Genomic DNA, 25,288 nt, shown 5'->3' with positions numbered 1-25,288 from the left:
GGCGAAGAATTTCTCAATTGCCTGCTTTGGTTGAGCGCAAGAAATTTATTATGCCCGAAAAGTCGTCTCCGCCATGCCCTTCATTATCGAAGCGGCTGTAAAGTGCTTCTGCATGAGCGCCCAACGGCGTTGCAGCACCCGAGCTTTTTGCCGCTTCCTGCGAAAGCTTGAGGTCTTTGAGCATCAGAGCTGCTGCAAAGCCGGGCTTATAATCCCGGTTGGCAGGCGATGTTGGTACTGGTCCGGGCACCGGGCAATAGGTGGTCAGCGACCAGCATTGCCCCGATGAGGTGGATGCCACATCAAAAAGCGCCTGATGCGAAAGGCCCAATTTTTCAGCTAGCACAAAGGCTTCACTGACGCCGATCATCGAAATGCCGAGAATCATATTGTTGCAGATTTTCGCAGCCTGACCTGCGCCATCGCCGCCGCAATGCACGATCTTACCAGCCATCGGCTGAAGAAGCGGCTCAGCCTTTGCAAAGGCATTATCGCTGCCGCCCGCCATAAAGGTGAGGGTACCTGCTGCGGCGCCACCTGTGCCGCCCGAAACCGGTGCATCAATGGAGAGGTGGCCATGGCGGGCTGCGATTTCGTGAGCTTTGCGTGCCGAATCAACGTCAATCGTCGAGCTATCGATGAAAAGTGAGTCTTTACGAGCCTTAGGGGCAATCTCTTCATAAACAGAAAGAACATGTTTACCAGCAGGCAACATGGTTATAACCGCGTCTACATCGCTGACCGCTTCTGCAGCATTTGCCGCGATCTGAAGGCCGTTGGCTTTAGCTTCTTCAAGATGAGCATGCAGCAGATCAAAGCCTATGACCTTGTGTCCAGCCTTCACCAGATTGGCGGCCATTGGGCCGCCCATATTACCGAGGCCGATAAACGCGATAGTGGCCATGATTTCCTCCCATTCAATATTTGTATCAGCGTCCGATCAGCGTCCGATCAGCTGGCGAGCAATGATGACGCGCATGATCTCGTTGGTGCCTTCGAGAATCTGATGAACGCGCAGATCGCGGACAAGTTTCTCGATGCCGTAATCATGAAGATAGCCATAGCCACCCAGAAGCTGCAGCGCGTCATTGGTGACGTTAAAGCCTGTGTCGGTCACAAAGCGTTTGGCCATCGCTGACCATTTGCCGGCATCATGCGTTTTGCGGTCAAGCTTGCTCGCAGCACTGTAAAGAAGCTGTCTTGCTGCCGAGAGCTCGGTCTCCATATCAGCAAGACGGAACTGCAACGCCTGAAACCGGTCAATTGTCTGGCCGAAAGCCTTGCGCTGCCCCGTATATTCCAAAGCTTTATTGAGTGCAGATTGTGCACCACCGAGCGAGCAGGCGGCGATGTTCAGTCGTCCACCATCAAGGCCAGCCATGGCGATTCGGAAGCCCGTACCTTCATCACCCAGACGGTTGGCGACAGGCACGCGGCAATTGTCGAAAATCACTGTGCGGGTGGGCTGCATATTCCAACCCATCTTGTGCTCATTGGCGCCAAACGACAGGCCGGGTGCATCTTTCGGCACAACGATGGTAGAAATTCCTTTCGGACCGTCCTCGCCGGTACGCACCATAGTTAGATAAAGATCGGTAGCTCCCGCACCGGAAATGAACTGCTTGGTGCCATTAAGCACATAATGATCGCCATCCCGCTCTGCGCGGGTGCGAAGTGCGGCTGCATCGGAGCCTGAACCGGGTTCAGTCAGGCAATAGCTCGCAAGCCATTCCATCGACGTAAGTTTAGGCAAAAATGTCTGACGCTGGCTTTCATTGCCAAACGTATCGATCATCCATGCTGCCATATTGTGGATGGAAACAAACGCTGAAAAAGCTGGGCAAGCCTCGGCAAGCGCCTCGAAAATAAGGACCGCATCAGAGCGTTTAAGTGCCGATCCACCTACGTCTTCGCGAACATAAATGCCACCCATGCCAAGCGGTCCGGTTTCCTTTATAACGTCAATCGGGAAATGTTTGTCGCGATCCCATCGCAGTGCATGAGGCGCAACAAAATCCGATGCGAAGCCGCGCGCCATATCTTGAATGGCGAGTTGATCTTCATTGAGTTCAAACTGGTTCTGGTCGGCAGTATCCATGGTTTCCTCCCTATGAGCACCGCACCCTCCTGAGGCGACTAGATCACAATGGCGCGTGGCTGCCAACGCTCCATTGGAATAATGTTGCTCACTTTTGTAATAAACTGATGCGCATTTTTGCATATAAGGTTGCCGCAACTGCTGGCGATTGCCAGTCACATGAAGTTGGGATAGGCAAGCTCGCATGACACGCGCAATCATGTTTCAGGGAACGGGTTCGGATGTCGGCAAAAGTGTGCTTGTTGCCGGTCTTTGTCGCGTTGCACGCAATCGCGGGCTGAAAGTTCGGCCGTTCAAACCGCAAAACATGTCGAATAATGCAGCCGTCAGCGATGATGGCGGCGAGATTGGGCGCGCGCAATGGCTTCAAGCTCTGGCTTGCGGCGAGCCGTCATCGGTTCATATGAACCCGGTTCTACTGAAGCCACAGACTGACATGGGCAGTCAGGTGGTTGTGCAGGGCAAAGTGCGTGGCGAGGCGCGTGGGCGCTATTATCAGCAGTTAAAGCCGCAACTGATGGCGGCGGTGATGGAATCCTTTGATATTGTCAGTGATGGCGCCGATCTGGTGTTGATCGAAGGCGCGGGGTCGCCTGCCGAAATCAATCTGCGTGCCGGCGATATCGCCAATATGGGCTTTGCCACGCGCGCAAATGTGCCAGTCGTCTTGGTGGGTGATATTGATCGCGGCGGGGTGATTGCCTCGCTGGTCGGTACGCATACAATTCTGCCGGATGAAGATCGCGCCATGGTGCGCGGCTTCATGATTAACAAGTTTCGCGGCGATATTTCGCTGTTTGATGACGGTCTGGAAGCGATTACCCGCTTTACGGGCTGGCGTTCTTTTGGGGTTGTTCCATGGTTGAAAGCCGTGTCACGACTGCCTGCTGAAGATTCGGTCGTTCTGGAACGAGCCACGCGCGGCGATGCCAAGGCGTTGAAAGTAGCAGTCCCCCTGTTGCCGCGTATTGCGAATTTCGACGATTTTGATCCGCTGAAAGCAGAAAACCAGGTTGAGGTTGTAATGGTTCCGCCGGGACAGCCTTTGCCGCATGACGCAGGGCTTGTGGTTTTACCGGGCACGAAATCAACGATTGCCGATCTGATTGCATTTCGTGAAAACGGATGGGAGCGCGATTTGCAGCTCCATGTGCGGCGCGGCGGGCATGTGCTTGGTATTTGTGGCGGGTTTCAGATGCTCGGCAACCGGATCAGTGACCCGGACGGCATCGAGGGGCAGGTGCGCGACATCGATGGGTTGGGGCTGCTGGACGTCAACACTGTGATGGAACCGGAAAAAGTCGTGCGCAATGTTGCGGCTCACTCGCAACTTTATGATGCAGCACTTGATGGATACGAGATTCATATAGGGCGAACCAATGGTACAGATGCTATCCGCCCATTCTCGCGGATCGGCGATCACGATGACGGGGCAGTCTCGGCGAACGGTCGGGTGATGGGCACCTACCTGCATGGTGTTTTTGGTGCGGATGAGTTCCGTCGGCAGTTTCTTGCAACGCTCGGCGTGAGCAGTTCAGTCGAGAATTATCGTGCTGGCATTGAAACGGCACTTGATGAGCTGGCTGACGGCCTTGAAAACTGCCTTGATATTGATGCGTTGTTCGCACTCGATTGACGCCGCATTTGTGAAAGCCTAGTGTCGATTTACACAACAGGTTTTGCCGGGACGAATCCCGGCGATACCAAAAGGGAATGCGACGGACAGACCCAATCCGGGCGTCTTTATCGCAGCCGACCCCGCGACTGTAGAGCGGAGAGGGATGAGGCAAGCCGGTTAACCGGCGGCCACTGGAAACACAGCGTTTCTGGGAAGGCAGCTTCAAACCCTACGACCCGTGAGCCAGGAGACCTGCCTGTTGCGTGAAGGACATTTTGTCCGCACCCCATGGGAGGTTTTCCCTGCTGCCTGCACGGAGGTTGTCATGGCTGCGCGTACCCAAAATTCTGTTCCCAACACTTTAGCTATGCCGCTTGCAACGCGTCTTGGCACGGCCGTCGTTTCGCTGCTTCTTGGTGCATTTCTGATTTACGGCGTGGGTCTTGCTCACTCCGATACGCTGCACGATTCAGCGCACGACACGCGTCATTCATACGGTTTTCCCTGCCACTAAGCCGTTTAGCTTTTAGAAACAGGAAATGAGCAACGCTCGATGGTGGACGGCCATCGGAGCGGGAATTGCTATTGAGGGAATGAAATGTTGATCCGTTATCTTCTGGCCACACTTGCTGCTGGCCTTTTGGCAGGGCTTCTCGTGACGCCTGCCATGTACTTGAAAACCGTTCCGCTGATCATTCAGGCGGAAACTTATGAAGACGCTGGTGGTGGTCATAGTCATGGTGATGCAGCCGAAGCGGCTGCACCGCACGATCATGCAGCAGCTGCAACCAGCGAAGGTGAAGGTGAGGCCGGGGCAGAACTGCCGTTTGGTCGTCTTGGCAATACATTGCTCGCCAATCTCGTAGCTGGCGCAGGTTTTGCCCTGCTTTTGGGCGGTGTTGCTCTGTTGCTTGGTCGTCGTATTACGCCGCAGAACGGTATTTTCTGGGGTGTGGCCGGTTTCTTTGCAGTCGCTTTCCTGCCAGCTTTGGGGCTTTCGCCGGAACTGCCTGCGATGCCCGCAGCCGATCTGGCGCAGCGCCAGCTCTGGTGGATTCTGACAGTGGTGTTAAGCGGCGTCGGCATTTATCTGCTGGTTTTGCGTGGTGAGATCATTTCCAAAATTCTCGGGCTTGTGTTGATTATCGCACCACATCTTTATGGTGCACCGCATCCTGAAGATATTGCATCGCCAATCCCATCGCTGCTTGCTTCGCAATATGCAGTCGCATCGCTTGCAACAAACCTGTTCATGTGGGCCGTCATTGGTCTTGCGCTGGGCTGGTTCATTCAGGCTTATGCAAAGTCGGATATTGAAGGCTGATACCTATGGCTCCGCCCAGAAATGAAAATGCAAAAATTACATTCGTTCTTGGCGGAGCCCGTTCTGGTAAGTCGTCGTTTGCGGAGAAACTGGTTGAGGACTCAGGACTTCAGCCAGTCTATCTCGCGACAGGACGTGCATTCGACAAGGAAATGGAAAGCCGTATTTCCATTCATCGCGACCGTCGCGGACGTGAATGGCAGACGGTGGAAGAACCACTCGACCTTGTTGGGGCGCTTGAAAAACATGCGGGGCATGACCGCTTCGTGCTGGTCGATTGCCTGACGCTCTGGATCACCAATCTGATGATGGCAGAGCAGAATATCGCTGCTGAAACCGAGACACTGATAGCGGCGTTGAGTCCGCTTTCAGGTCCGGTTGTTTTCGTTTCCAACGAAGTTGGCCTAGGCATTGTGCCGGAAAATCAGATGGCGCGGGAGTTTCGCGATCATGCCGGTTTTTTGCATCAGGCCGTGGCATCAGTGGCGGATGAAGTCTATTTTCTGGCGGCAGGCTTGCCGCTCAAAATGAAGGGATAATTCGATGCAGGGACAAAAGATTCCAGCGACCGTAATCACCGGCTTCTTAGGTTCCGGCAAGACGACGCTGATCCGCAATCTGCTGGAAAATGCCAATGGAAAGCGCATCGCGCTCATTATCAATGAGTTTGGCGATCTGGGCGTTGATGGCGGAATTCTGAAAGGCTGCGGTATCGAAAGCTGCCGTGAGGAAGACGTGATCGAGCTCAACAATGGTTGCATCTGCTGCACTGTTGCCGATGATTTCATTCCGACGATGACCAAGCTTCTGGATCGTGCGGATCGTCCTGATCATATCGTGATCGAAACTTCTGGCCTGGCGCTGCCTCAGCCGCTGGTCGCTGCTTTCAACTGGCCTGAAATCAAGACGCAGGTAACAGTCGACGGCGTGGTGACGGTTATCGATGCTGCCGCCGTTGCCGAAGGTCGTTTTGCTGACGACCACGACAAGGTGGATGCTCAGCGCGCGGCGGACGAATCTCTTGATCATGAAAGCCCTTTAGAGGAACTTTTTGAAGATCAGATTCATGCAGCTGACCTTATCGTTTTGAACAAAGCTGATCTCGTTGATCCATCGAAACTCGATGGTGTGAAGACCGATGTGGCTGCACGCTCAACGCGTCGCGTCAACATGGTGCCAGCAAGCTTCGGCAAGCTTGGTGCGGACGTGCTGCTCGGCCTCGGCGTGGGCACGGAAGACGATATTGCCAACCGCAAGTCGCATCATGAAATCCATCACGCTGACGGCCATGAGCATGATCACGATGAGTTTGAAAGCTTTGTGGTCGAAGCAGGCTCGGTTGCTGATCCAAAGGCCTTTACTGAAAAGCTCAAGGCTGTGATTGCGGAACACGATGTTCTGCGGCTCAAAGGCTTTGTCGATGTGCCGGGCAAGCCGATGCGTCTGGTTGTGCAGGCCGTTGGTCCGCGTATTGAGCATTATTTCGATCGCCCATGGGGCAAGGATGAAGCGCGCAATACGCGTCTTGTCGTCATTGGTCTGCATGAGATCGATGAGCAGGCAATCACCAAAGCCGTGAAAGACGCTGTTTCGTAATGCATCTTTTACTTGCCCAGAAAGGAACGATAAGCGACGGCAATGAGGCCGTCGACCTCGGCCAGACGCCGGGTCACATATTGTTCCTTTCCGCTGCCGATACGGAACTGGCCAGTCTTGCTCAAGCACATAAGCTTGGGCAAAGCGGGCCAAGTCTCCGGCTCGCTAATTTTCTAAGCCTCACACATCCCATGTCGGTCGACGCTTATATTGAGCGTACGGCAAAACATGCGAAGCTTATTGTCGTGCGGATTATTGGTGGCGAGACCTATTGGCCTTATGGGCTTGAGGCGCTTCATGCCTGTGCAGTTTCACACGGCATCAAGATCGCAGTGCTGCCGGGGGATGATAAGCCCGATTACGGACTGACAAGGTTTTCAACCGTGCCAGCGCAGGAGCGGGATGCCCTTTGGCAATATCTGATCGAAGGCGGGGCGGCCAATACGTCTCGCTTTCTCGATTATTGTTGCGCACTGATTGATGAGAGCGAAAAGCCGGAAGAGGCTGCACCGCTTCTGAAAGCTGGACTGTGGTGGCCGGATATGGCCGCACCTTCGCTTGATCTCATCCGCCAGCAATGGAAGGCCGCTGATGCGCCTGCTGCCGCAATCATTTTTTATCGTGCGCTGGTGCAGAGCGGACAGACACAGCCGGTCGAAGCACTGATCAGTGCATTGCAGGCCAAGGGTCTGAATCCGGTTCCGATCTTTGTTTCCAGCCTCAAGGACAGACTTTCGGCGGCGATTGTTGATGGCCTGTTTGAAGATTGCCAGCCGGATATCGTTCTCAATGCAACCGGCTTTGCGATTTCATCGCCGGGTGCGGAGCGCAAGCCGACCGTGCTCGATAAGCGCGGCAATATGGTTTTGCAGGTGATCTTTTCCGGCACGCCAAAAGCCACATGGCAGGCATCTCAACAGGGGCTGCTGGCGCGCGATCTCGCGATGAACGTAGCGCTGCCGGAAGTGGACGGTCGCGTGCTGTCACGCGCGGTGTCGTTTAAATCGGCAAAGCAATTCGATAGCGCGGTTGAAGCCAATATTGTCACCCACGAGCCGGATGCCGGTCGCGTGACTTTTGTGGCGGAACTGGCGGCAAACTGGGTGCGCCTGAAGCTTAGGAAACCAGAAGAACGCCGCATTGCGCTGATCCTCGCCAATTATCCAAACCGCGATGGCAGGCTGGGCAATGGCGTTGGGCTTGATACGCCAGCCGGAACGGTGGAAGTGCTGCGGGCTATGAAAGGCGAGGGCTATCAGGTGGGTGATGTGCCTGCCAATAGTGATGCTTTTATGCAGCTTTTAATGGCCGGCCCAACCAATGCCGCGCGTGACGGGCGTGTAATCCGCGAAGTCATTTCTCTGAATCAATACAAAGCCTTCTTTGCAAAGCTTCCTACTGTGATTCAGAATGAAGTGACAATGCGCTGGGGAGCGCCGGAAGGTGATCCATATTTCGCAAATGAGCTTAATGCTTTCGCTCTGCCGCTGATGAAACTTGGCGAAACCATTGCCGGTATTCAGCCCGCGCGCGGTTATAACATCGATCCAAAAGAGACCTATCACTCACCTGATCTGGTGCCGCCGCATGGCTATATCGCGTTCTACGCTTTTCTGCGTGACGTGGCGAAGATCGATGCCATCGTACATATGGGCAAGCATGGCAATCTGGAATGGCTGCCCGGCAAAGCCCTAGCGCTATCGGAAAATTGCTATCCCGAAGCGGTCTTCGGCCCTACGCCGCATGTCTATCCGTTCATCGTCAATGATCCCGGTGAAGGCACGCAGGCCAAGCGCCGTGTGGGTGCCGTGATCATCGATCATCTGACACCGCCGCTCACACGGGCCGAAAGCTATGGCCCGCTCAAGGATCTGGAAGCACTGGTCGATGAATACTACGAGGCGTCGGGCGTTGACCCGCGTCGTCTGTTGCGGTTGAAGGCGCAGATTCTCGATCTTGTGCGCGATATTGGTCTCGACCGCGACGCGGGCATTCATGACCATGACGATGAAGACATGGCGCTGCAAAAGCTTGACGCCTATCTCTGTGATCTCAAGGAAATGCAGATCCGCGATGGGCTGCATATTTTTGGTTTGGCCCCTGAGGGGCGGTTGCTTACTGATTTGCTGGTAGCACTGGCGCGCGTTCCGCGCGGCATTCCTGTTGCACTGGGTGGTTTGCCGGGCGAACAAAGCCTGCAACGTGCAATCGCAAAAGATGCAGGCCTTGGCGAAGAATTTGATCCGCTCGATTGTGCAATGGCTGATCCGTGGACCGGGCCGAAGCCTGCACTGCTGTTGGCGGCAAGTCCTGCAAGCTGGCGTATTAAAGGTGATACGGTTGAGCGTATCGAATTGCTTGCTGCGCAGTTTGTTGAGGGCGAGGTTGATTGCCCAGTAGAGTGGACGCATACCACTGCTGTGTTGCAATCGATCAATGATCATTTGCGCCCCATGGTGACATCCTGCGGACCTTCAGAGATTGAAGGTTTTCTGGCTGCCATTTCAGGGCGTTTTGTGCCGCCAGGACCATCGGGAGCGCCAACGCGAGGTCGTCCTGATGTATTACCGACCGGGCGTAATTTCTTCTCGACCGATAGTCGTGCCGTACCGACACCTGCCGCATGGGAGCTTGGTCGCAAATCAGCTGAATTGCTCATTACCCGTTATACGCAGGATCATGGCGAATGGCCGACTTCGTTCGGTCTGACCGCATGGGGAACCTCCAACATGCGCACAGGCGGCGATGATATTGCGCAGGCACTTGCGCTCATCGGTGTAAAGCCGGTCTGGGATATGGCCTCGCGGCGTGTGACTGGCTACGAGATTGTGCCGATTGCCAAGCTTGGCCGCCCGCGTGTTGATGTGACTTTACGCATTTCCGGTTTCTTCCGCGATGCATTCCCGGAACAGATTGCGCTGTTTGACAAGGCTGTGCGCGCTGTGGGTGCTCTGGATGAAGAGGCAGAAGACAATCCGATTGCTAGCCGCATCAAAGCAGAGCAAGCCCGGCTCATCGCGACGGGTGCTGACGAAAAGACTGCCGAACGTCGCGCAGGCTATCGTGTGTTTGGATCAAAACCCGGTGCCTATGGTGCTGGATTGCAGGCGCTGATTGACGAAAATGGTTGGGCTGGTCGCAACGATCTGGCGGAAGCCTGGCTTGTCTGGGGTGGCTATGCCTATGGCGCGGGCGAAGAAGGCCAGGCAGAACGCGGGCTTCTTGAAGAACGGCTTCGTTCGGTGCAGGCCGTGGTGCAAAATCAGGATAATCGTGAGCATGATTTGCTCGATAGCGACGATTATTATCAGTTCGAAGGTGGAATGGCTGCGACTGTTGAGAAGCTGACTGGCGCGATGCCGACCGTCTATCACAATGATCATTCAAAACCCGAAAAGCCGGTTATCCGCACGCTCGAAGAAGAACTTGCGCGCGTTGTGCGTGGCCGTGCTGCTAATCCCAAGTGGATCGCTGGCGTAATGCGTCACGGCTATAAGGGCGCTGCGGAAATTGCAGCCACTGTTGACTATCTTTTTGCTTTCGCGGCCACGACTGGCAAAGTCGGTAATCATCACTTCGAGGCTGTCTATCAGGCCTATATCGCCGATAAGGTGGTGCATGACTTCATGCTTGATAAGAATCCGGCTGCACTGAGTGAAACCGCTTCAAAGCTCAACGATGCAATTGAACGTGGCTTCTGGGTGCCACGTTCCAATTCAGCACGGTTTGAGTTGGAAAACCTTATGGAGTATCGCAGGAAAACGACGATGTGACGTGCCACTCTTTGTTTGTAAGCAAAGTCCGATTTGGAAGATCTGTCATCTCCCGTGGACCTTGTTAAACTTAAAAAACTGATTCCGGAAAGGGCATTAAATGGCTGAGAAATCTGCGAAACTTCTTTCGATGACGGAAGAGGAATTGAATGCCCGTCATGCCGATAAAATGCGCAAGAAGAAAGCGGCGCGCGACAAGATTCAGGCCACCAAGACCGACGAAAAAGGTCTTGTGATTGTTCATACGGGCAAGGGCAAGGGTAAGTCGAGTGCTGGTTTCGGTATGGTTTTCCGTGCACTTGGCCATGGCATGAAAATTGGTGTCGTGCAGTTTGTCAAAGGCTCGTGGGATACCGGCGAGCGCTGGGTTCTGGAGAAGTTTCCGGAACAGGTGACAATCTCCGCGCTCGGCGAAGGTTTTACCTGGGAGACGCAGGATCGTGCTCGCGATATCGCCATGGCGCGCGACGCATGGGAGCAGGCGAAGACCCTGATCCTTGATGAAAGCTATGACATGGTGCTTTGCGACGAGCTCAATATCGTGCTTCGCTATGATTATCTACCTGTCGAGGAAATCATCGAAGTGCTTGCCGCCAAGCCTGAGATGAAACACGTCATCATCACTGGCCGTAACGCCAAAGATGAACTGATTGAGTTTGCTGATCTTGTCACCGAGATGGAAATGATCAAACATCCGTTTCGTTCGGGCGTGAAGGCGCAAAAGGGGATCGAGTTCTGATCATGGTAGCGAGTTGGCAATTCTGGGCATTGATGTCGGCAGTTTTCGCTGCCTTGACGGCGATATTTGCCAAGGTTGGCATTCAGGGCATCAACTCAGATTTTGCCACGCTGGTTCGCACGCTGGTGATCATCGGCGCGCTTTGCCTTTTTCTGACCGTGACAGGCCAATGGCAGAAGCCCGGCGAAATTTCTGCAAAGTCCTGGGTGTTTCTCGTGCTCTCCGGCCTTGCCACTGGCGCGTCATGGCTGGCCTATTTCCGGGCGCTGCAAATTGGTGACGCGTCACGCGTCGCCCCTGTTGATAAACTGTCGGTGGTATTGGTCGCGCTTTTCGGAGCAGCATTTCTTGGCGAACGTATGTCTACGATCAACTGGTTAGGAATTGCGCTGATCGGTTGCGGTGTTGTGCTGGTAGCGCTGAGGATTTAGAGCCGCATCCCGAAAAGTGCGAAGCGGTTTTCGGATACAGATGCGCGTTGAAACAAATAACTAGAAACCTATCATCTGACGAATAGGATTGCTCGGCTCCATCAGTAGCCGCACGGCAAGCGCGAGGCTCACTACAATCAGCAGGGGCTTGATGATGCGTGAGCCAATCTTCATGGCAAGGCTTGCACCGATCTGAGCGCCGACGAATTGTGCAATCCCCATGCAGATGCCGAGTTTCCAGTTGATCGTGCCAACGAGCGCGAAAGTGGCAAAGCCGCCGATATTGGATGCGCAATTGAGCAGCTTGGTATGAGCAGTTGCTTTCAGTACGCCGTAGCCTGCAAGTGCGACGAATGCCAGCATGAAGAATGAGCCGGTGCCGGGGCCGAAAAGCCCGTCGTAAAAGCCAATCAGTGGAACTAGCGTGACGCCAAACAGAAACGGCCCTATCCGGCGTGCGCGATCCACATCACCAAGGCTTGGTTTCACCGCAAAGTAAATGGCAATCGCGATCAGCAGAATTGGCAGTGCTGCCCGCATGATATCGACGGGCAGGACGGTTGCTAAAAGCGCACCAAAAACTGAACCGACCAGCGATGCAATGGCTTCAGGCCATTGTTCCTTGATGTTCACATGACCTTTGCGTGCGTAGGCAATGGTTGCAGAGGAAGAGCCGAACAGGCCTTGCAACTTGTTTGTGCCAAGCGCTTCGACAGGTGGCACACCTGCCAGAAGCAAAGCCGGGATCGTAATCATACCGCCTCCGCCTGCGATAGAATCGATAATGCCCGCAATGAAAGCGGCCATGGTCAGGAGGAGCGTCAACGTATCGAAAAATTCAAGCATGGAGGGGTCCGGCAAAAGTTGACGCAACATAGAGCAGACAACCTGATTGCGCCAGACGCATTTCGCCTGCTTTTTCGGGTAAAGACGACGGCGGGAACTTGCTGGCGCTTGCGTTGTTTTTTTGTTCAGGCATCATTACTGATGCAGGTCAGGTTGGTAACAGGAGACGGTCATCCATGAGCGAAAGCATTTTCGAACGCATTACTGCGTTTCTCAGCAAAAAGAGTGCTGTGCAGCGTGTCGCCGAAGATCCGGCACTCGCTTCGGAACTGCTTCTTCTGCTTCATGTGGTTTTTGCCGATGGCGATCGTCATCCGGCAGAAATTGCAGCTTTCAAAGACATCGTTTCCGAGAATTTTGGTATTTCGGCGGAAGAGCTGCCGGAAGTTACCGAGTATCTTAAAGACTTCGGCTATGAGACCACCACCAAGCAGGCGGCTTCTATGCTGGCTGAAATGGCCCCTGAACGCCGTGCGTCACTGCTGCGCGATCTGATGCGCATTGCGCGTGCAGATAATCATGTTGATCAGTCGGAAACGGCGATGATCAAGCGTATTGCCGACATTCTTGGCGTTACAGCGGATGATTTGCGGCAGGCTCAGCAGCTGGCCCCGCAATCGGCACCTCGTGCAGTCTAAGGAAAAACGGGCTGCGCTTGGGATGGGAAGTTCGTCAGGCGTAAGTCTCGAGGAACTCGTTTCATTGGCAGACAAGGTTTTGCTTAAAGCCGGTTTGAAGCGACCTTCTGTCATAGCAACAATTTCCACCAAGCAAGGTGATCCGGTCTGGGCCAAGTTTGCTCAACATTATGGTAGCGAGCTGCTCTTCTTTGATGCCGAGCGGCTCGAAGAAGAAACGCCAAAGTTGAAGCACCCGTCGGACGTGGTTTTCGCTATGGTCGGATGCCATGGCGTTGCAGAATCTGCAGCGCTTGCTGCGACCGGAGATGATGCAGAATTGCTGATCGGAAAAACGACCAGTGAATGTGCCACCGCAGCGATTGCGGTGACACGGAGCGTATGAATTACGCGATCTTCACTTTGCGACGTTGCACGATGTAGGTTGCAACAGTCGCAACGAGCAGCAGGGCAGCGGTCGCAACGATGACAGCCACATAGGCATTTTCGAATGCTTGCGATGCGAGGGTAGTCAGAGCATAGGCATCCGCTTCCGGCATCGATTGTGCAGCGAGAAGCGCTTCATCCAGGCTGTCGCGGACAACAGATGGAATGCTTGAGCCTGCAGGCAGGATAAGGCTGGCGGTATAGAATGCCGACAGGATACTTCCGAAGATCGTCACACCCAGCGCATTGCCAAGTTCAAACGAAACTTCCTCGACAGATGCCGCCATGCCAGCCTTTTCGGCCGGTGCATTGCCCATGATTGACGAGGATGCGCCGGTCATTGCACAGCCAACACCAAAACCGAGGACAGCAAGCCCTGCCAGATAGAAATGCGTCGAGAGCTTATAGGTCAGGATATAGATCACCACACCGAGAGCGGTGATGCCGAGCGACGCCCAGAGCACCTTGCCTGCGCCAAGGCGCGGCAACATCATGCCAGCCAGCGGTCCAGCTACAAAGGCCGCAAGCGGAATAGGCAAGATCATCAGACCAGCCTGCAAAGGCGTCATGCCTTCGATCAGCTGCATACGCTGGCTGAACACCAGTTCCATGCCAGTCATCGAACCGGACGCAACGAGAGCCGCAAACACACCCGTTGAGAACAGTCTGTTATTAAACAGCGAGAAGTCGATGAGCGGCTCTTTGCTTGAAAACTGACGGCGCACGAAAATGGTCGTTGCGATGAGGCCGATAATCAGAGCACTCGCAAACACAGTCATCGATGCATCGCGCTTGGCAAGTTCCTTGACGGCATAGGTCAACGCGATCAGGCCGATCATAATCTGGATCGAGCCGACGAGATCCCATTTGCGCTGGGAGCCGAGGGGGCGGTTTTCAAGGTTGAAGGCTGAAAGTGCCAGGGCCACCAGAACAACAGGCACGTTGATGAGGAACACCGAGCCCCACCAGAAATATTCGAGCAGTACACCGCCCGCGACAGGGCCGATGGCAGCGCCACCCGAAGCAATCGCCGCCCAGATGCCAATGGCAAGCGAGCGTTCTTTTTCATCGGTAAAGGTCAGTCGAATGATCGACAGCGTAGCAGGCATCATCATCGCCGCGCCACAGGCGAGAAATGCGCGGGCTGCGATCAACACTTCCGGGTTTGGTGAATAGGCTGCGCACAGCGAAGCAAGGCCAAACACCACCAGGCCATTCATGAACATGCGCTTGTGGCCGAGCTTGTCACCCAGCGTGCCGAGGCCCGGCAGCAGGCCTGCCACCACCAGCGGGTAGATATTCATGATCCAGAGCTTTTCGGAAGCACTTGCCGCCAGATCATGGGTGAGGCGTGGCAGCGCTGTGTAAAGCACTGTCATATCCACAACGATCAGGAACAACGCGCTGGAAACAATTGCGAGAACGAGCCAGCGATTTTGCGGCAACATCGGATTACACCTTTTCAATACGAGCGTATTCAAACTTGTCAGGGTGGCTGACATAATATAAATCCGTCCGTATGGAAAGTAAGAAATTGCAGAAAACCGGCCGTCCGCGCTCAATCGACCGTGACCACGTTCTGGATATGGCCGAGAAGCTGGTTGCCGAAGGTGGTATCGTTGCGCTGACCATGGATGCGGTGGCGCAGGCCTCCGGTGTTACCAAGGGCGGCGTGCAATATTGCTTTGGTAACAAAGACGGGCTGATGAAAGCTATGATCGAGCGGTGGGGCGACCGGTTCGACGATTTGGTGACAGCGCGCAAACAGCACAGGCAGGATGCGATTTCGCACATTGCTGCCCATATCGCGGTGACGCGCGAAAGCGATGCTGAGGACGATTCACGATTTGCTGCCATGATGGCGAGCCTTATTCCCAACTCCCATTATCTTGATGAAACGCGGACCTGGTATCGCAAGCAGTGGGATGGACTTGATGTTTCGACACCTGAAGGCAGGCGCGCGAGATTGGCTTTCATTGCCAATGAGGGTGCATTTCTGCTCAGAAGCTTCAACTTCTTCGAGCTGACACCGGAAGAGTGGCAGTCGATCTTCAATGATATTCAAGGACTTTTGCCTGAAAAAGATTGACTCTTCTGCCACCTGACAGGCATTCGAAACGCCTGAACAGAGGAAGAAAACGTGACAGTTCATTTCATTGGAGCCGGTCCCGGTGCCGCCGACCTCATCACCGTGCGTGGTTTGCGACTGATCGAAAGCTGTCAGGTCTGCATTTATGCAGGATCGCTGGTGCCAAAAGAAGTTGTTGCATCTGCACCCGATAATGCGCTGCTGATTGATAGTTCCTCGCTGACACTTGATGAAATCATTGCGGCGATTGAGGCGGCTCATGCCAAAGGGCATGATGTTGCACGGGTGCATTCAGGAGATCCATCGATTTATGGCGCGATGGCTGAACAGATGCGCAGGCTTGATACGCTCGGCATCCCTTATGACGTGACGCCGGGTGTCCCGGCTTTTGTAGCAGCTGCAGCTGCAATGAAACAGGAACTAACAATTCCGGAAGTTAACCAGAGCATTATTCTGACGCGGACTTCGGTAAAATCATCTGCGATGCCGGAAGGTGAGGATCTCGCCACACTGGGTAAATCTGGTGCGACTTTGGTCATTCACCTATCGATCCGGAACCTTGCGAAGATCGAAACGGAGCTGACGCCACTATACGGTTCTGACTGTCCAGTGGTCGTTGCATACCGAATTGGGTGGCCAGATGAGCAGATTCTGCGCGGAAAACTGTCTGACATTGTGGCGAAAGTGGAGCTTTCTGGCGTCAAAAGAACGGCAATGATATTCGTTGGGCGTGGTCTTGATCCGAAGAACTTTCGTGATTCAGCGCTTTATCATGAAGCGCATAGCCATGTTGCGCGCTCAAAATCGTAAAGCTGAACGCGCAAATTCAACTGCTTCATCCACGGTGGCGACAACAGTTTTGGCTTCAACGGGTGGGCGTGCGATCATCATGACAGGTATGGCGAGATCGCGCGCTGCCCGGATTTTCGCATAGGAAATGCTGCCGCCGGAATTGCGGCTGACAATCAGGCCGATCTTTCGCCCGCTCAGGAATTGCTTCTCAGATTCATAGTTTCCGGGTTTTGCCAGAACGATTTCACAATCGCGTGGAAGTGTTACCTCCGGCGGATCGATCATCCGTATGATGAAGTGAACATCGCTACGATCTGCAAAGGGTTTGATATGTTGGCGGCCCAGTGCGAGCAGAACACGCTCACCAGCGGGGATCAAGGTCGCAGCCTGCGCTTCGTTCTCGACCTCAATCCAGTTATCGCCGCTTTGTTTTTCCCATGCTGGACGTTCAAGCCGGAGTAGCGGAATATTTGCCATATCGGATGCCACGACAGCATTGTGTGAAATGCGCGTTGCATAGGGATGTGTCGCATCGATCAGAAGATTGATTTTCTCGGTTGTCAGATAAGCTGTCAGACCTTCTGCGCCGCCAAATCCGCCAATGCGCAGCTTGCCGCTGATTGGAGCAGGGTTGGCCGTTCGGCCTGCAAGCGAGGTGATAGCTTCGACGGGTAGGGCCTCCAGTGAGGAAGCAAGCTTTGATGCTTCAGCCGTGCCGCCAAGAATGAGTATTTTAGAGGCAGGCAAGGATATTGCCTTTGCGATCCGTCACAATGATTTCGACTTCAACAGGTGCGCCGCGCAGGGTTTCGAGCGCCACCTGCTTAGCTTTTTCAGCGATCGGTGTAGCCATGTCGATGTCAACGCTTTGAGTCATTTCAAGCACTTCCAGTGCAGTGTTCGCAAAAAGAATCCGGTCCTTCATGTCGCTTGGCGCGCCAGCCTTTTCGGCAATAGTCCAGAGGAAGCTCTTATCGACCTGTGAACGCGCAGAATGAAGATCAAGCTCACCCTGAGCAAGTTTTGTCAGCTTGGCGAATCCGCCTGCAAGGGTAAGTTTATCGATGGGATGCGCTCGCAGATATTTGAGTACGCCACCGGCAAAATCACCCATGTCGAGAATTGCAAAATCCGGCAGATCATAAAGTGCTTGTGCTGCGTCTTCAGAGGTTGAGCCGGTCGCAGCGAGTACATGTTTTTGCTTTTCAGCACGCGCTACATCTATGCCGCGATGGATAGAATGGATCCATGCTGAACACGAAAATGGATGCACAACGCCTGTCGTACCCAAGATGGAAATACCGCCAACGATACCAAGGCGCGGGTTCCACGTTTTCTGCGCAATTTCTTCGCCGCCCGGAACGGAAATCGTAATCACCAGATCAGCAGGCAGACCATATTCCGCACATATCTGTTCGCAGATCTCTGTCATCATGCGGCGCGGAGTTGGATTGATTGCCGCTTCGCCCGGCTGAATTTGCAAGCCGGGTCGCGTTACGGTGCCTACGCCTTCGCCTGCCTGAAACACAATGCCTGTGCCGGGAGGGGCAGGGAAAACGGTCGAGATGATTGTTGCGCCGTGCGTGACATCCGGATCGTCACCCGCATCCTTGATGATACCCGCCATGGCATAGCCTTCACCCAGCCCTTCATATTCAAGCTGGAAATAGGGAACTTCACCTTTGGGGAGGATGATGCCGACCGGATCGGGGAATTCACCGGTAATAAGCGCAGTCAGCGCTGCCTTGGTGGCAGCTGTGGCACAGGCGCCCGTCGTCCAGCCGCGACGCAGTTCGGCTTTTTCTGGTAGTTTATTAGTAGGGGCGGTTTCATCGTTCATGGACGCCTTATAATGTATCTGATAGCTGTGCCGCTAGTGGATTGAATTTTACGTTTGTATTTCTGCTGAAATAGGCGTCGTAACAAACGTTAAATTCGAAAAATCCACTAGATAGAATTATGGTTGATGACGATGAATAAGCCTGAACATGCGCCGGAATGTATTGTTGCGAAGAGCAAAGTCAGCTTGCCCGCGATACAGCCCGGGCATGTCTGGCTTGTTGGTGCCGGTCCGGGTGATCCGGGCCTTCTCACATTGCACGCGGTGAACGCGCTGCGAGACGCGGATGTTATTGTCTATGATGCGCTGGTTGATGAAGCCTGTCTTTCACTCAAGCGCGATGACGCAATTGTTGAATACGCAGGCAAACGAGGCGGCAAGCCTTCACCAAAGCAGCGCGATATTTCGCTGCGACTGGTTGAGCTAGCTCAGGAAGGCAAGAAGGTTCTGCGCCTGAAAGGTGGTGATCCATTCGTCTTTGGGCGCGGAGCCGAGGAAGCGCTGACGCTTGTTGAACATGGCGTGCCGTTTCGCATTGTGCCAGGCATTACAGCGGGTATCGGCGGTCTTGCCTATGCAGGAATTGCGGCCACGCATCGCGATATCAACCAATCAGTTACATTCCTCACGGGCCACGATGCAACAGGGCTGATGCCAGATCGTATTAATTGGGAGGGCATTGCCCAGTCTTCTCCGGTTATTGTGATGTATATGGCGATGAAGCATATCGACCTCATTACAGAGCGTCTGATGACAGCAGGACGTTCGCCAGATGAACCGGTCGCATTTGTCTGCAATGCCAGCTTGCCTGAACAGGTGGTTCTGGAGACAACATTGTCACGCGCGGTTGCAGATGTTGAAGCATCGGGTCTCAAGCCGCCGGCAATCGTGGTTGTGGGAGAGGTTGTGAAGCTGCGTGCGGGGCTTGACTGGGCCGGTGCATCTCAGGGTCGAAAACTGACAAGCGATCCGCTTCATCTTAGCAGAGAGAAGAGCGCATGAAGGGTTTCATGATTGCAGCGCCGGCTTCCGGTTCAGGCAAAACCACTTTGACGCTTGGGCTGCTGCGCGCTCTAAAGCGTCGTGGCGAGGCGCTTGCACCTGCGAAAGCTGGCCCTGATTACATCGATCCTGCCTACCATAAGTCTGCGAGCGGTGTGGATTGCTTCAATCTTGATCCATGGGCCATGCGGCCAGAGCTTATCAGTGCCATTTCATCCCGCATGACTGAGGGCAATAAGCTGCTGGTTGTTGAAGGTATGATGGGGCTTTTCGACGGTGCGCTCGATGGAAAGGGTTCGTCGGCAGATTTGGCGCGAACTCTTGATCTGCCAGTGGTTCTAGTGGTCGATTGCGCCCGCCAATCCCATTCCATTGCTGCACTCATTTCGGGTTTCAGCCAGTTTCGCAAAGATGTGCTGATTGCCGGGGTTATTCTTAACCGGGTTGGCAGCGGCAGACATGAGGCCATGCTGCGCGAAGCGATCAAACCGCTCGGTATTGCCGTTCTGGGCGTAATTCCGCGAGATGAAGCGCTGGTTCTGCCCTCCAGACATCTTGGGCTTGTTCAAGCAGCGGAACATGCCGATCTGGAGCGTTTCCTTGAGCACGCTGCGGATGTGGTTGATGCGCGTATTGATTTAAGCGCATTAGAGCATATCTGGTCGCGGCCAAAGCATCATGAGGCTATGGCGAATGTTCCTCGCCTCACGCCGCTTGGAAACCGCATTGCAGTAGCGCGAGACGACGCCTTTGCCTTTGCCTATGCGCATCTACTTGCAGGTTGGCGCAGGCGTGGTGCTGAGCTTTCATTCTTTTCACCGCTTGTTGACGAAGCGCCCGATGAAAGTGCTGACGCCATTTATCTGCCGGGAGGCTATCCTGAGCTTCATGCCGGAAAATTGAGCCAAGCGAAGTGTTTCCTGCAGGGCATGAGACGCGCTGCGGATCGTGGTGTGCGCATTTACGGCGAGTGTGGCGGCTATATGGTGCTGGGTGAGACGCTGGAAGATTCGTCTTGCGTGAAGCATCCCATGCTTGGGCTGCTTCCGCTTGACACAAGTTTTGCCAAACGCAAAATGCACCTTGGTTATCGCAAACTGGAACCTTTGTCGGGTTCGCCATGGCCATTGCCGCTTTCGGCTCATGAGTTTCACTATGCCAGTATTGTGCGCGAAGGGGATGCCGAACGGTTGTTCCGCGTCCGCGATGCGTTGGGCGAGGAACTGGGAGAGGCGGGACTTCGCGTTGGTTCAGTTGCTGGCTCCTTCACGCATGTGATTGATTTTTCCGGAGAGAATGCCTGAACATGACTATTGAGCATGGCGGAGCGCTGGATAAGGCTATTGCGCGCTTTGGCGGTAAGGTCGACGACTGGCTTGATCTTTCAACGGGTATCAATCCCGAACATTTTCCTCTGCCGGAACTGGCTGCGCCCTTGTGGAACCGTTTGCCGGATGAGGGGCTATCGTTGCGGGTTCTGACTGCGGCGCGTTCCTATTACGAAGCCGGTAAGAATGCGCCAATCGTTGCCAGTCCGGGAACGCAGGCGCTTATTCAGCTTATTCCGACATTGCTTGAACCTGCGACGGTCGCCATTTTGGGCCCGACCTATCAGGAACATGCGGCAGCTTTTGAAGCGGCGAACTGGAATGTGATCGAATGTGCGACGCTCGACGACATCCCAGAGGATGCGCTGGTGGTCACAATCGTCAATCCGAACAACCCGGATGGCCGGATTATTGCGCGGCCTGATTTGCTGGGGCTTGCGCGAAAGTTGGGCGAGCGTGGCGGTTTTCTGGTTGTGGATGAGGCTTTTGCCGATCCGCATCCGGAGGTGAGCATTGCAAGACATGCTGCGAATGCGCCGCTGGTCGTGTTGAAATCCTTCGGTAAGTTCTTTGGCCTTGCAGGTGTCCGGCTTGGGTTCCTGCTTGCGAATGATGAGCTTGTGAAGCGCGTTGCAGACAGGCTCGGTCCATGGGCTGTGGCGGGACCAACGCTTGCGATTGCACTCCATGCTTTCGAAAGTGGTGTTGAACTTGAGGCCTTTCACGGACGCATTGATACAAGACGGGCAGAACTTGCCGCGACGCTCGCACATTGTCAGCTCTTGGAAGTAGGTGGCACAGCTCTGTTTTCGCTCGTTGAACATGAAAATGCTCGTGCAATTTACGATGCACTTTGTGAGCGGCATATTCTTGTCCGAAAGTTTGCCTATGCACCAAGCTGGCTGCGCATCGGACTCGCGCCTGATCAGGCGGGCCTTATGCGATTTGAACATGCATTGCGGGATATTCTCCGCTTGAAAAAGTGATTCAGGAAAGCGCATCAAGTCCATGGAAATAAAGCTGATTATTCTTGCTTTAGCGCTTGTTCTGGACCGGGTGATGGGTGATCCGCCACAGCTCTGGCAGAAAGTTCCGCATCCGGTGGTTCTGTTTGGCAAGGCAATCAGCTGGGGTGAAAAACGTCTCAATGATCACAGTCTTTCTGTCAATGCACTGCGCAGCAATGGCATGTGGTTGATAATCGGACTGGTAATTTCATGTGTTGTGGTGGGGTTGGCGCTAGACTATTTGCTGCCTTATCTGGGGACAGCGGGCGCGCTGGTTGAAATCACCATCGTCGCAGTGTTTCTGGCCCAGAAAAGCCTTGCCGATCATGTGCGGGCGGTGGCCTCTGGGTTGCGTGAAGACGGTATTGAAGGTGGTCGCAAAGCGGTTTCGATGATTGTCGGACGTAACCCGGATCAGCTCGATGAAGGCGGTATCAGTCGCGCAGCGATCGAAAGCCTTTCCGAGAATGCGTCGGATGGCATTGTTGCTCCTGCTTTCTGGTTTCTCGTCGCCGGCTTGCCGGGGCTGTTTGCGTATAAACTCATCAACACGGCAGACTCGATGATCGGTCATCTCAATGACCGCTATCGTCATTTCGGGCGCTTCGCTGCCCGTCTTGATGATGTTGCAAACTATATTCCCGCACGATTGACCGGATTGCTGACTGCAATAGCTGCTGCGTTTACGGTCGATAAAAAAGCCGGGAAAAGAACACTATCCGTCATGTGGCGCGATGCGCGGCTGCACCGTTCGCCCAATGCTGGATGGCCGGAATCGGCCTTTGCAGGTGCGCTTGAGCTGGCACTTGCCGGACCGCGCCAATATGGATCGGAAAAGGTCGAAGCACCGCTGTTTTATGGTGAGGGTAAGCGGGAAGCTGATGCAGACGATATTGATGCTGCGCTTTCGCTTTTCTGGTCGAGTATGAGCGTTATGACCGGGATTATTATCGCTGCAAGCCTGATCGGGCTTATCAGTCAGCTGTTATAAAATGCGTTCCATCATAGCGCTGCAGGCGATTTGGATTGTCGCTGCGCATACCGTTGCCATCGAATTTGATTGTGCCAAGCGCGGTTTCAAATGAGCTGTCGCGCAAAATATCAATAAGCGGCTGCTTTTGTTCCGCAGCTTTGCTGATCGCGGAAGCCGCGAGTTCAATGCTGGCAAAACCAGTGACGGAATAGGCTTCCGGCAGTTTGCCTGCCTGACTGATGGCATCGACCGCCGTTTTAGCTGTCGAAAGATCCTGCGGCTTCAGAGGTGCAATCATCAGGGTTTCAGTGCTCAGTGGTTGAGCACCCGGCGCTGCATTGAGGACGCTGCCGCCCGCGATAACCAGCGGATACTTAAGTGTCACGGCACTTGTGCCAATAGCTGCAATGTCGTCGCGTTCCCCGCCGACATAAACATGCGTTGCTCCTGCACGACGCAGGCGCGCAACAAGCGCATTCTGGTTTTCGAGGCCGGGGCGATATGTATCCGTGAAAACAGGCTGAAGCTGCTGGTCCTTCAGGTGAGCCAAAACCTGTCCAGCACGTTCGCGACCTTCAATCGTACCATCGTCTATGACCGCGAAGGGCTGCGAGCGCCATAGGCTTGCCAAAAAGCTACCCGTAGCACGCGTTTCCTTCTCCAGCCCCGTCGTAATGCGGAAAACCGAAAAAGGCGTTGCTGCACGCTTTTCTGTAAGGGTTTGTTCGCTGACGCCTGAGGCGATGACGGGGATGTTGCGCTGACTCAAAACGGGAAGTGCTGCTTCCAACGCTTCCGAACAGAGAAAGCCGGTTACGATCTGGACGTTCTCTTTGATAAAGGTTTCTGCAGCGGATTTGCCACCTTCTGCATCACAGCGATCATCTGCAACGACGAGCTGTGCATTCTTGGCACTGGCCGCCACGCGGGCGCCTTCGATCAGCTGGTTTCCAAGCGGGGCAAAGCCGCCACTCAAAGGTGCTGCCATTCCAATGCGGATTTCAGTCGCATTTTCCTGCGCTGATGCTGGAAAGCAAAGCATTGTGAAAGCCGATAGCGCTAGGGCGAAGAGTTTCGTCCGGTTGAGAACGCGCAATTCCGGGCGGAAAACCGCTTCATGTCTATCCGGTAATTGCTCTGGCTTGATCACGCGATTTATCTTCTTCAAACATTTCATGGCTAATTGAACGAAAAGTGGGTAGCGGTTTCCTCGCCTTTGTGCAATGCCCGTATATGTATACAGGCAATCAGATATTGATTTCAGGAAGCCTGGCAGACAATACGGATGCTTGCTGACGTGCAAACGGATAAAAACACTACCTCAAATACTGTATCGCTCGAGCCGAAGACTTATCGCGATGCGATGAGTCATTATGCAGGTTCGGTGCAGGTTGTTACCACCGCAGGTGCTGCCGGAAGGCGCGGACTTACTTTAACTGCGGCCTGTTCAGTTTCGGATAATCCGCCAACTCTGCTGATATGCCTGCAGAAAATGCACGAAGAGAACCTGCTTTTCATCAAGAACGGCGTGTTTGCGGTTAATACGCTGGCAGGCTCACATCAGCAGCTTGCCGATGCGTTTTCAGGGCGCATAGGGCTTACGCAAGACGAACGTTTCGAGCTGGCACAATGGGACATAATCGATACGGGTGCACCTGTACTCAAAGGCGCGCTGGCGGCTTTTGATTGTCGTGTGACAAGTGTGCAGGAGCATTCCACGCATCATGTACTGTTTGGCGAGGTCGTTGGCTTGCGTTCGAATGCAGACGAAGAAGCGCTGATTTATCTCAATCGCCGCTATCATACGCTGGAACTCTGAAATTGTTTGAGGGAGGGAGAATGAACAAGCGGGCTGGATTATTGGCGGGTTTGTTGCTGTTGACTGCAACATCCGTTTTTGCCCAAGGATCGCTCCCCCCGTTCAAGGATGATTATTTCGCCTATCCGGGCGTGCTAAGCAGCGCCGACAATGGCGACTATAAAGTCATCGATTACAACGAAATGCGCGATATCAATGGTCGCGATTCCGTGCCTGAAAAGCGCGTTAAAGACGCTTATGTTTCACTAAAAGCGCGTGCATATCAGAAAGATGTCGTCTTCCAGACGGCGGCAGGGCCGGTAAAGGCCATGGCTGCCGGAAAGCAGAGCGGTGCATCGTTTATCGTCATTTATCTGCACGGGCGCGGCGGTAATCGTCTGCAAGGCATGAATGATTTTACATTTGGCGGCAATTTCAACCGCTTGAAGAACCTTGCGGCGACCAATGGCGGACTTTATCTGACGCCGGACTTCAAGGATTTTGCGGCAACGGGCGAAGCGCAAGTTGCAGGACTCATCGAAGCGGCGAAAGCGACTTCACCATCTGCACCGCTCATACTGGCTTGTGGATCGCAGGGTGGGGCGCTTTGCTGGCGTATCGCATCGAATGATAATGCGGGCAACCAGCTCTCAGGCCTGATCCTTTTGGGTTCACTGTGGGATGAGGGCTTTTTCAAATCGCCGGCGTTCAAAAAGCGTGTGCCGGTGTTTTTCGGCCATGGCAGTCGCGATCCGGTTTTCGCAATCGATAAGCAGGAAGGCTTCTATCGAGAAATCCGCAAGCGCTCGCCCGGTTATCCCGTTCAGTTCCGTCGTTTTGAAAGCGGCAATCATGGAACGCCGATCAGAATGAGCGACTGGCGCGAGATGTTGAACTGGATATTCACGAAACAATGATGACGTCGTTGGGGATGCTCAACGAAAAACCGGCATTGTGGCCTTCCTGCCAC

Annotated in this window: 25 protein-coding genes and 1 riboswitch; of the genes, 18 read left to right on the top strand and 7 right to left on the bottom strand. The window is 54.1% G+C overall.

Going from position 1 to position 25,288, the window contains the following annotated elements; translation table 11 throughout:
* Positions 1 to 13: 13 nt before the first annotated feature.
* Complete coding sequence (gene mmsB, locus CEV34_RS01705; protein ID WP_007875600.1) at positions 14 to 904, bottom strand: 3-hydroxyisobutyrate dehydrogenase; 891 nt, start codon at positions 902 to 904, stop codon at positions 14 to 16.
* Between the two features lie 36 nt (positions 905 to 940).
* Positions 941 to 2,098, bottom strand: coding sequence for an isobutyryl-CoA dehydrogenase (locus CEV34_RS01700; protein WP_007875598.1), 1,158 nt, complete (start codon positions 2,096 to 2,098; stop codon positions 941 to 943).
* A 184-nt stretch (positions 2,099 to 2,282) separates the two neighbouring features.
* Here CEV34_RS01700 and CEV34_RS01695 point away from each other — a divergent pair, with 184 nt between their 5' ends.
* The 8 genes from CEV34_RS01695 to CEV34_RS01660 all read left to right on the top strand — a co-directional run bounded on the left by CEV34_RS01695 (position 2,283) and on the right by CEV34_RS01660 (position 11,579).
* Complete coding sequence (locus tag CEV34_RS01695) at positions 2,283 to 3,734, top strand: cobyric acid synthase (RefSeq protein ID WP_007875596.1); 1,452 nt, start codon at positions 2,283 to 2,285, stop codon at positions 3,732 to 3,734.
* A gap of 21 nt (positions 3,735 to 3,755) precedes the next feature.
* Positions 3,756 to 3,990: riboswitch (cobalamin riboswitch) on the top strand.
* Positions 3,991 to 4,041: 51 nt separating this feature from the next.
* Positions 4,042 to 4,230, top strand: a complete 189-nt coding sequence (locus tag CEV34_RS01690; protein WP_007875594.1) for a CbtB domain-containing protein — start codon at positions 4,042 to 4,044, stop codon at positions 4,228 to 4,230.
* 84 nt (positions 4,231 to 4,314) lie between these two features.
* Positions 4,315 to 5,040: a CbtA family protein gene (locus CEV34_RS01685; RefSeq protein WP_007875592.1), complete on the top strand. Its 726-nt coding sequence runs from the start codon at positions 4,315 to 4,317 to the stop codon at positions 5,038 to 5,040.
* Positions 5,041 to 5,045: 5 nt separating this feature from the next.
* Positions 5,046 to 5,579 (top strand): bifunctional adenosylcobinamide kinase/adenosylcobinamide-phosphate guanylyltransferase, encoded by a 534-nt coding sequence (cobU, locus tag CEV34_RS01680; protein ID WP_007875591.1) that lies wholly within the window; start codon positions 5,046 to 5,048, stop codon positions 5,577 to 5,579.
* 4 nt (positions 5,580 to 5,583) lie between these two features.
* Positions 5,584 to 6,636: a cobalamin biosynthesis protein CobW gene (gene cobW, locus CEV34_RS01675; RefSeq protein ID WP_094543164.1), complete on the top strand. Its 1,053-nt coding sequence runs from the start codon at positions 5,584 to 5,586 to the stop codon at positions 6,634 to 6,636.
* Positions 6,636 to 10,409, top strand: coding sequence for a cobaltochelatase subunit CobN (gene cobN, locus CEV34_RS01670; RefSeq protein ID WP_007875588.1), 3,774 nt, complete (start codon positions 6,636 to 6,638; stop codon positions 10,407 to 10,409). Before cobW ends, cobN begins: the two co-directional genes overlap by 1 nt.
* A 100-nt stretch (positions 10,410 to 10,509) precedes the next feature.
* Positions 10,510 to 11,148, top strand: a complete 639-nt coding sequence (cobO, locus tag CEV34_RS01665) for a cob(I)yrinic acid a,c-diamide adenosyltransferase (protein WP_007875585.1) — start codon at positions 10,510 to 10,512, stop codon at positions 11,146 to 11,148.
* Positions 11,149 to 11,150: 2 nt separating this feature from the next.
* Positions 11,151 to 11,579 carry an EamA family transporter gene (locus tag CEV34_RS01660; protein ID WP_094543162.1) on the top strand — a complete coding sequence of 143 codons (429 nt, stop codon included), beginning with the start codon at positions 11,151 to 11,153 and terminating at the stop codon, positions 11,577 to 11,579.
* Between the two features lie 60 nt (positions 11,580 to 11,639).
* On the opposite strand, the gene CEV34_RS01655 is transcribed toward CEV34_RS01660, so the two are convergent.
* Positions 11,640 to 12,425 carry a TSUP family transporter gene (locus tag CEV34_RS01655; protein WP_007875576.1) on the bottom strand — a complete coding sequence of 262 codons (786 nt, stop codon included), beginning with the start codon at positions 12,423 to 12,425 and terminating at the stop codon, positions 11,640 to 11,642.
* Positions 12,426 to 12,601: 176 nt separating this feature from the next.
* On the opposite strand from CEV34_RS01655, the gene CEV34_RS01650 reads away from it, so the two are divergent.
* Positions 12,602 to 13,063: a tellurite resistance TerB family protein gene (locus tag CEV34_RS01650; RefSeq protein WP_094543159.1), complete on the top strand. Its 462-nt coding sequence runs from the start codon at positions 12,602 to 12,604 to the stop codon at positions 13,061 to 13,063.
* Positions 13,064 to 13,085: 22 nt separating this feature from the next.
* Positions 13,086 to 13,448, top strand: coding sequence for a cobalamin biosynthesis protein (locus tag CEV34_RS01645; RefSeq protein WP_007875565.1), 363 nt, complete (start codon positions 13,086 to 13,088; stop codon positions 13,446 to 13,448).
* A gap of 1 nt (position 13,449) precedes the next feature.
* Here the strand turns inward: CEV34_RS01645 and CEV34_RS01640 are convergent, their stop codons facing one another.
* Positions 13,450 to 14,937, bottom strand: coding sequence for an MFS transporter (locus CEV34_RS01640; RefSeq protein WP_007875564.1), 1,488 nt, complete (start codon positions 14,935 to 14,937; stop codon positions 13,450 to 13,452).
* 86 nt (positions 14,938 to 15,023) lie between these two features.
* Here CEV34_RS01640 and CEV34_RS01635 point away from each other — a divergent pair, with 86 nt between their 5' ends.
* Positions 15,024 to 15,578, top strand: a complete 555-nt coding sequence (locus tag CEV34_RS01635) for a TetR/AcrR family transcriptional regulator (RefSeq protein ID WP_007875563.1) — start codon at positions 15,024 to 15,026, stop codon at positions 15,576 to 15,578.
* A gap of 51 nt (positions 15,579 to 15,629) precedes the next feature.
* Positions 15,630 to 16,388 (top strand): precorrin-4 C(11)-methyltransferase, encoded by a 759-nt coding sequence (cobM, locus tag CEV34_RS01630; RefSeq protein WP_007875562.1) that lies wholly within the window; start codon positions 15,630 to 15,632, stop codon positions 16,386 to 16,388.
* Here cobM and CEV34_RS01625 read toward each other — a convergent pair.
* Positions 16,377 to 17,117, bottom strand: coding sequence for a cobalt-precorrin-6A reductase (locus CEV34_RS01625; RefSeq protein ID WP_094543157.1), 741 nt, complete (start codon positions 17,115 to 17,117; stop codon positions 16,377 to 16,379). The genes cobM and CEV34_RS01625 overlap by 12 nt on opposite strands.
* Entirely contained in the window at positions 17,104 to 18,210 is a 1,107-nt protein-coding gene (locus tag CEV34_RS01620; protein WP_007875560.1) for a cobalt-precorrin-5B (C(1))-methyltransferase, read from the bottom strand. Before CEV34_RS01620 ends, CEV34_RS01625 begins: the two co-directional genes overlap by 14 nt.
* Before the next feature lie 132 nt (positions 18,211 to 18,342).
* On the opposite strand from CEV34_RS01620, the gene cobA reads away from it, so the two are divergent.
* The 4 genes from cobA to cbiB are packed head-to-tail and all read left to right on the top strand — an operon-like array spanning position 18,343 to position 22,538.
* Positions 18,343 to 19,212: a uroporphyrinogen-III C-methyltransferase gene (gene cobA / locus CEV34_RS01615; protein WP_039859870.1), complete on the top strand. Its 870-nt coding sequence runs from the start codon at positions 18,343 to 18,345 to the stop codon at positions 19,210 to 19,212.
* Complete coding sequence (locus tag CEV34_RS01610; RefSeq protein ID WP_007875558.1) at positions 19,209 to 20,516, top strand: cobyrinate a,c-diamide synthase; 1,308 nt, start codon at positions 19,209 to 19,211, stop codon at positions 20,514 to 20,516. The genes cobA and CEV34_RS01610 overlap by 4 nt, the downstream gene beginning before the upstream one ends.
* The gene (gene cobD / locus CEV34_RS01605; protein ID WP_039859867.1) at positions 20,513 to 21,526 is read left to right on the top strand and encodes a threonine-phosphate decarboxylase CobD; all 1,014 of its coding nucleotides are present in this window, start codon (positions 20,513 to 20,515) and stop codon (positions 21,524 to 21,526) included. Before CEV34_RS01610 ends, cobD begins: the two co-directional genes overlap by 4 nt.
* Before the next feature lie 22 nt (positions 21,527 to 21,548).
* Positions 21,549 to 22,538 (top strand): adenosylcobinamide-phosphate synthase CbiB, encoded by a 990-nt coding sequence (gene cbiB / locus CEV34_RS01600; RefSeq protein ID WP_007875555.1) that lies wholly within the window; start codon positions 21,549 to 21,551, stop codon positions 22,536 to 22,538.
* On the opposite strand, the gene CEV34_RS01595 is transcribed toward cbiB, so the two are convergent.
* Entirely contained in the window at positions 22,522 to 23,697 is a 1,176-nt protein-coding gene (locus CEV34_RS01595) for a branched-chain amino acid ABC transporter substrate-binding protein (RefSeq protein WP_083898631.1), read from the bottom strand. The genes cbiB and CEV34_RS01595 overlap by 17 nt on opposite strands.
* A 108-nt stretch (positions 23,698 to 23,805) precedes the next feature.
* Here CEV34_RS01595 and CEV34_RS01590 point away from each other — a divergent pair, with 108 nt between their 5' ends.
* Positions 23,806 to 24,339 (top strand): flavin reductase, encoded by a 534-nt coding sequence (locus CEV34_RS01590; protein WP_051063917.1) that lies wholly within the window; start codon positions 23,806 to 23,808, stop codon positions 24,337 to 24,339.
* Positions 24,340 to 24,359: 20 nt separating this feature from the next.
* Positions 24,360 to 25,235, top strand: a complete 876-nt coding sequence (locus CEV34_RS01585) for an alpha/beta hydrolase (RefSeq protein ID WP_094543154.1) — start codon at positions 24,360 to 24,362, stop codon at positions 25,233 to 25,235.
* The last annotated feature ends 53 nt before the right edge of the window (positions 25,236 to 25,288 follow it).

Source organism: Brucella pseudogrignonensis (assembly GCF_002252525.1).
Lineage (GTDB): Bacteria > Pseudomonadota > Alphaproteobacteria > Rhizobiales > Rhizobiaceae > Brucella > Brucella pseudogrignonensis.
Note: the sequence above shows the minus strand (reverse complement) of the source record. Positions and strands in the feature narration are given on the sequence as shown.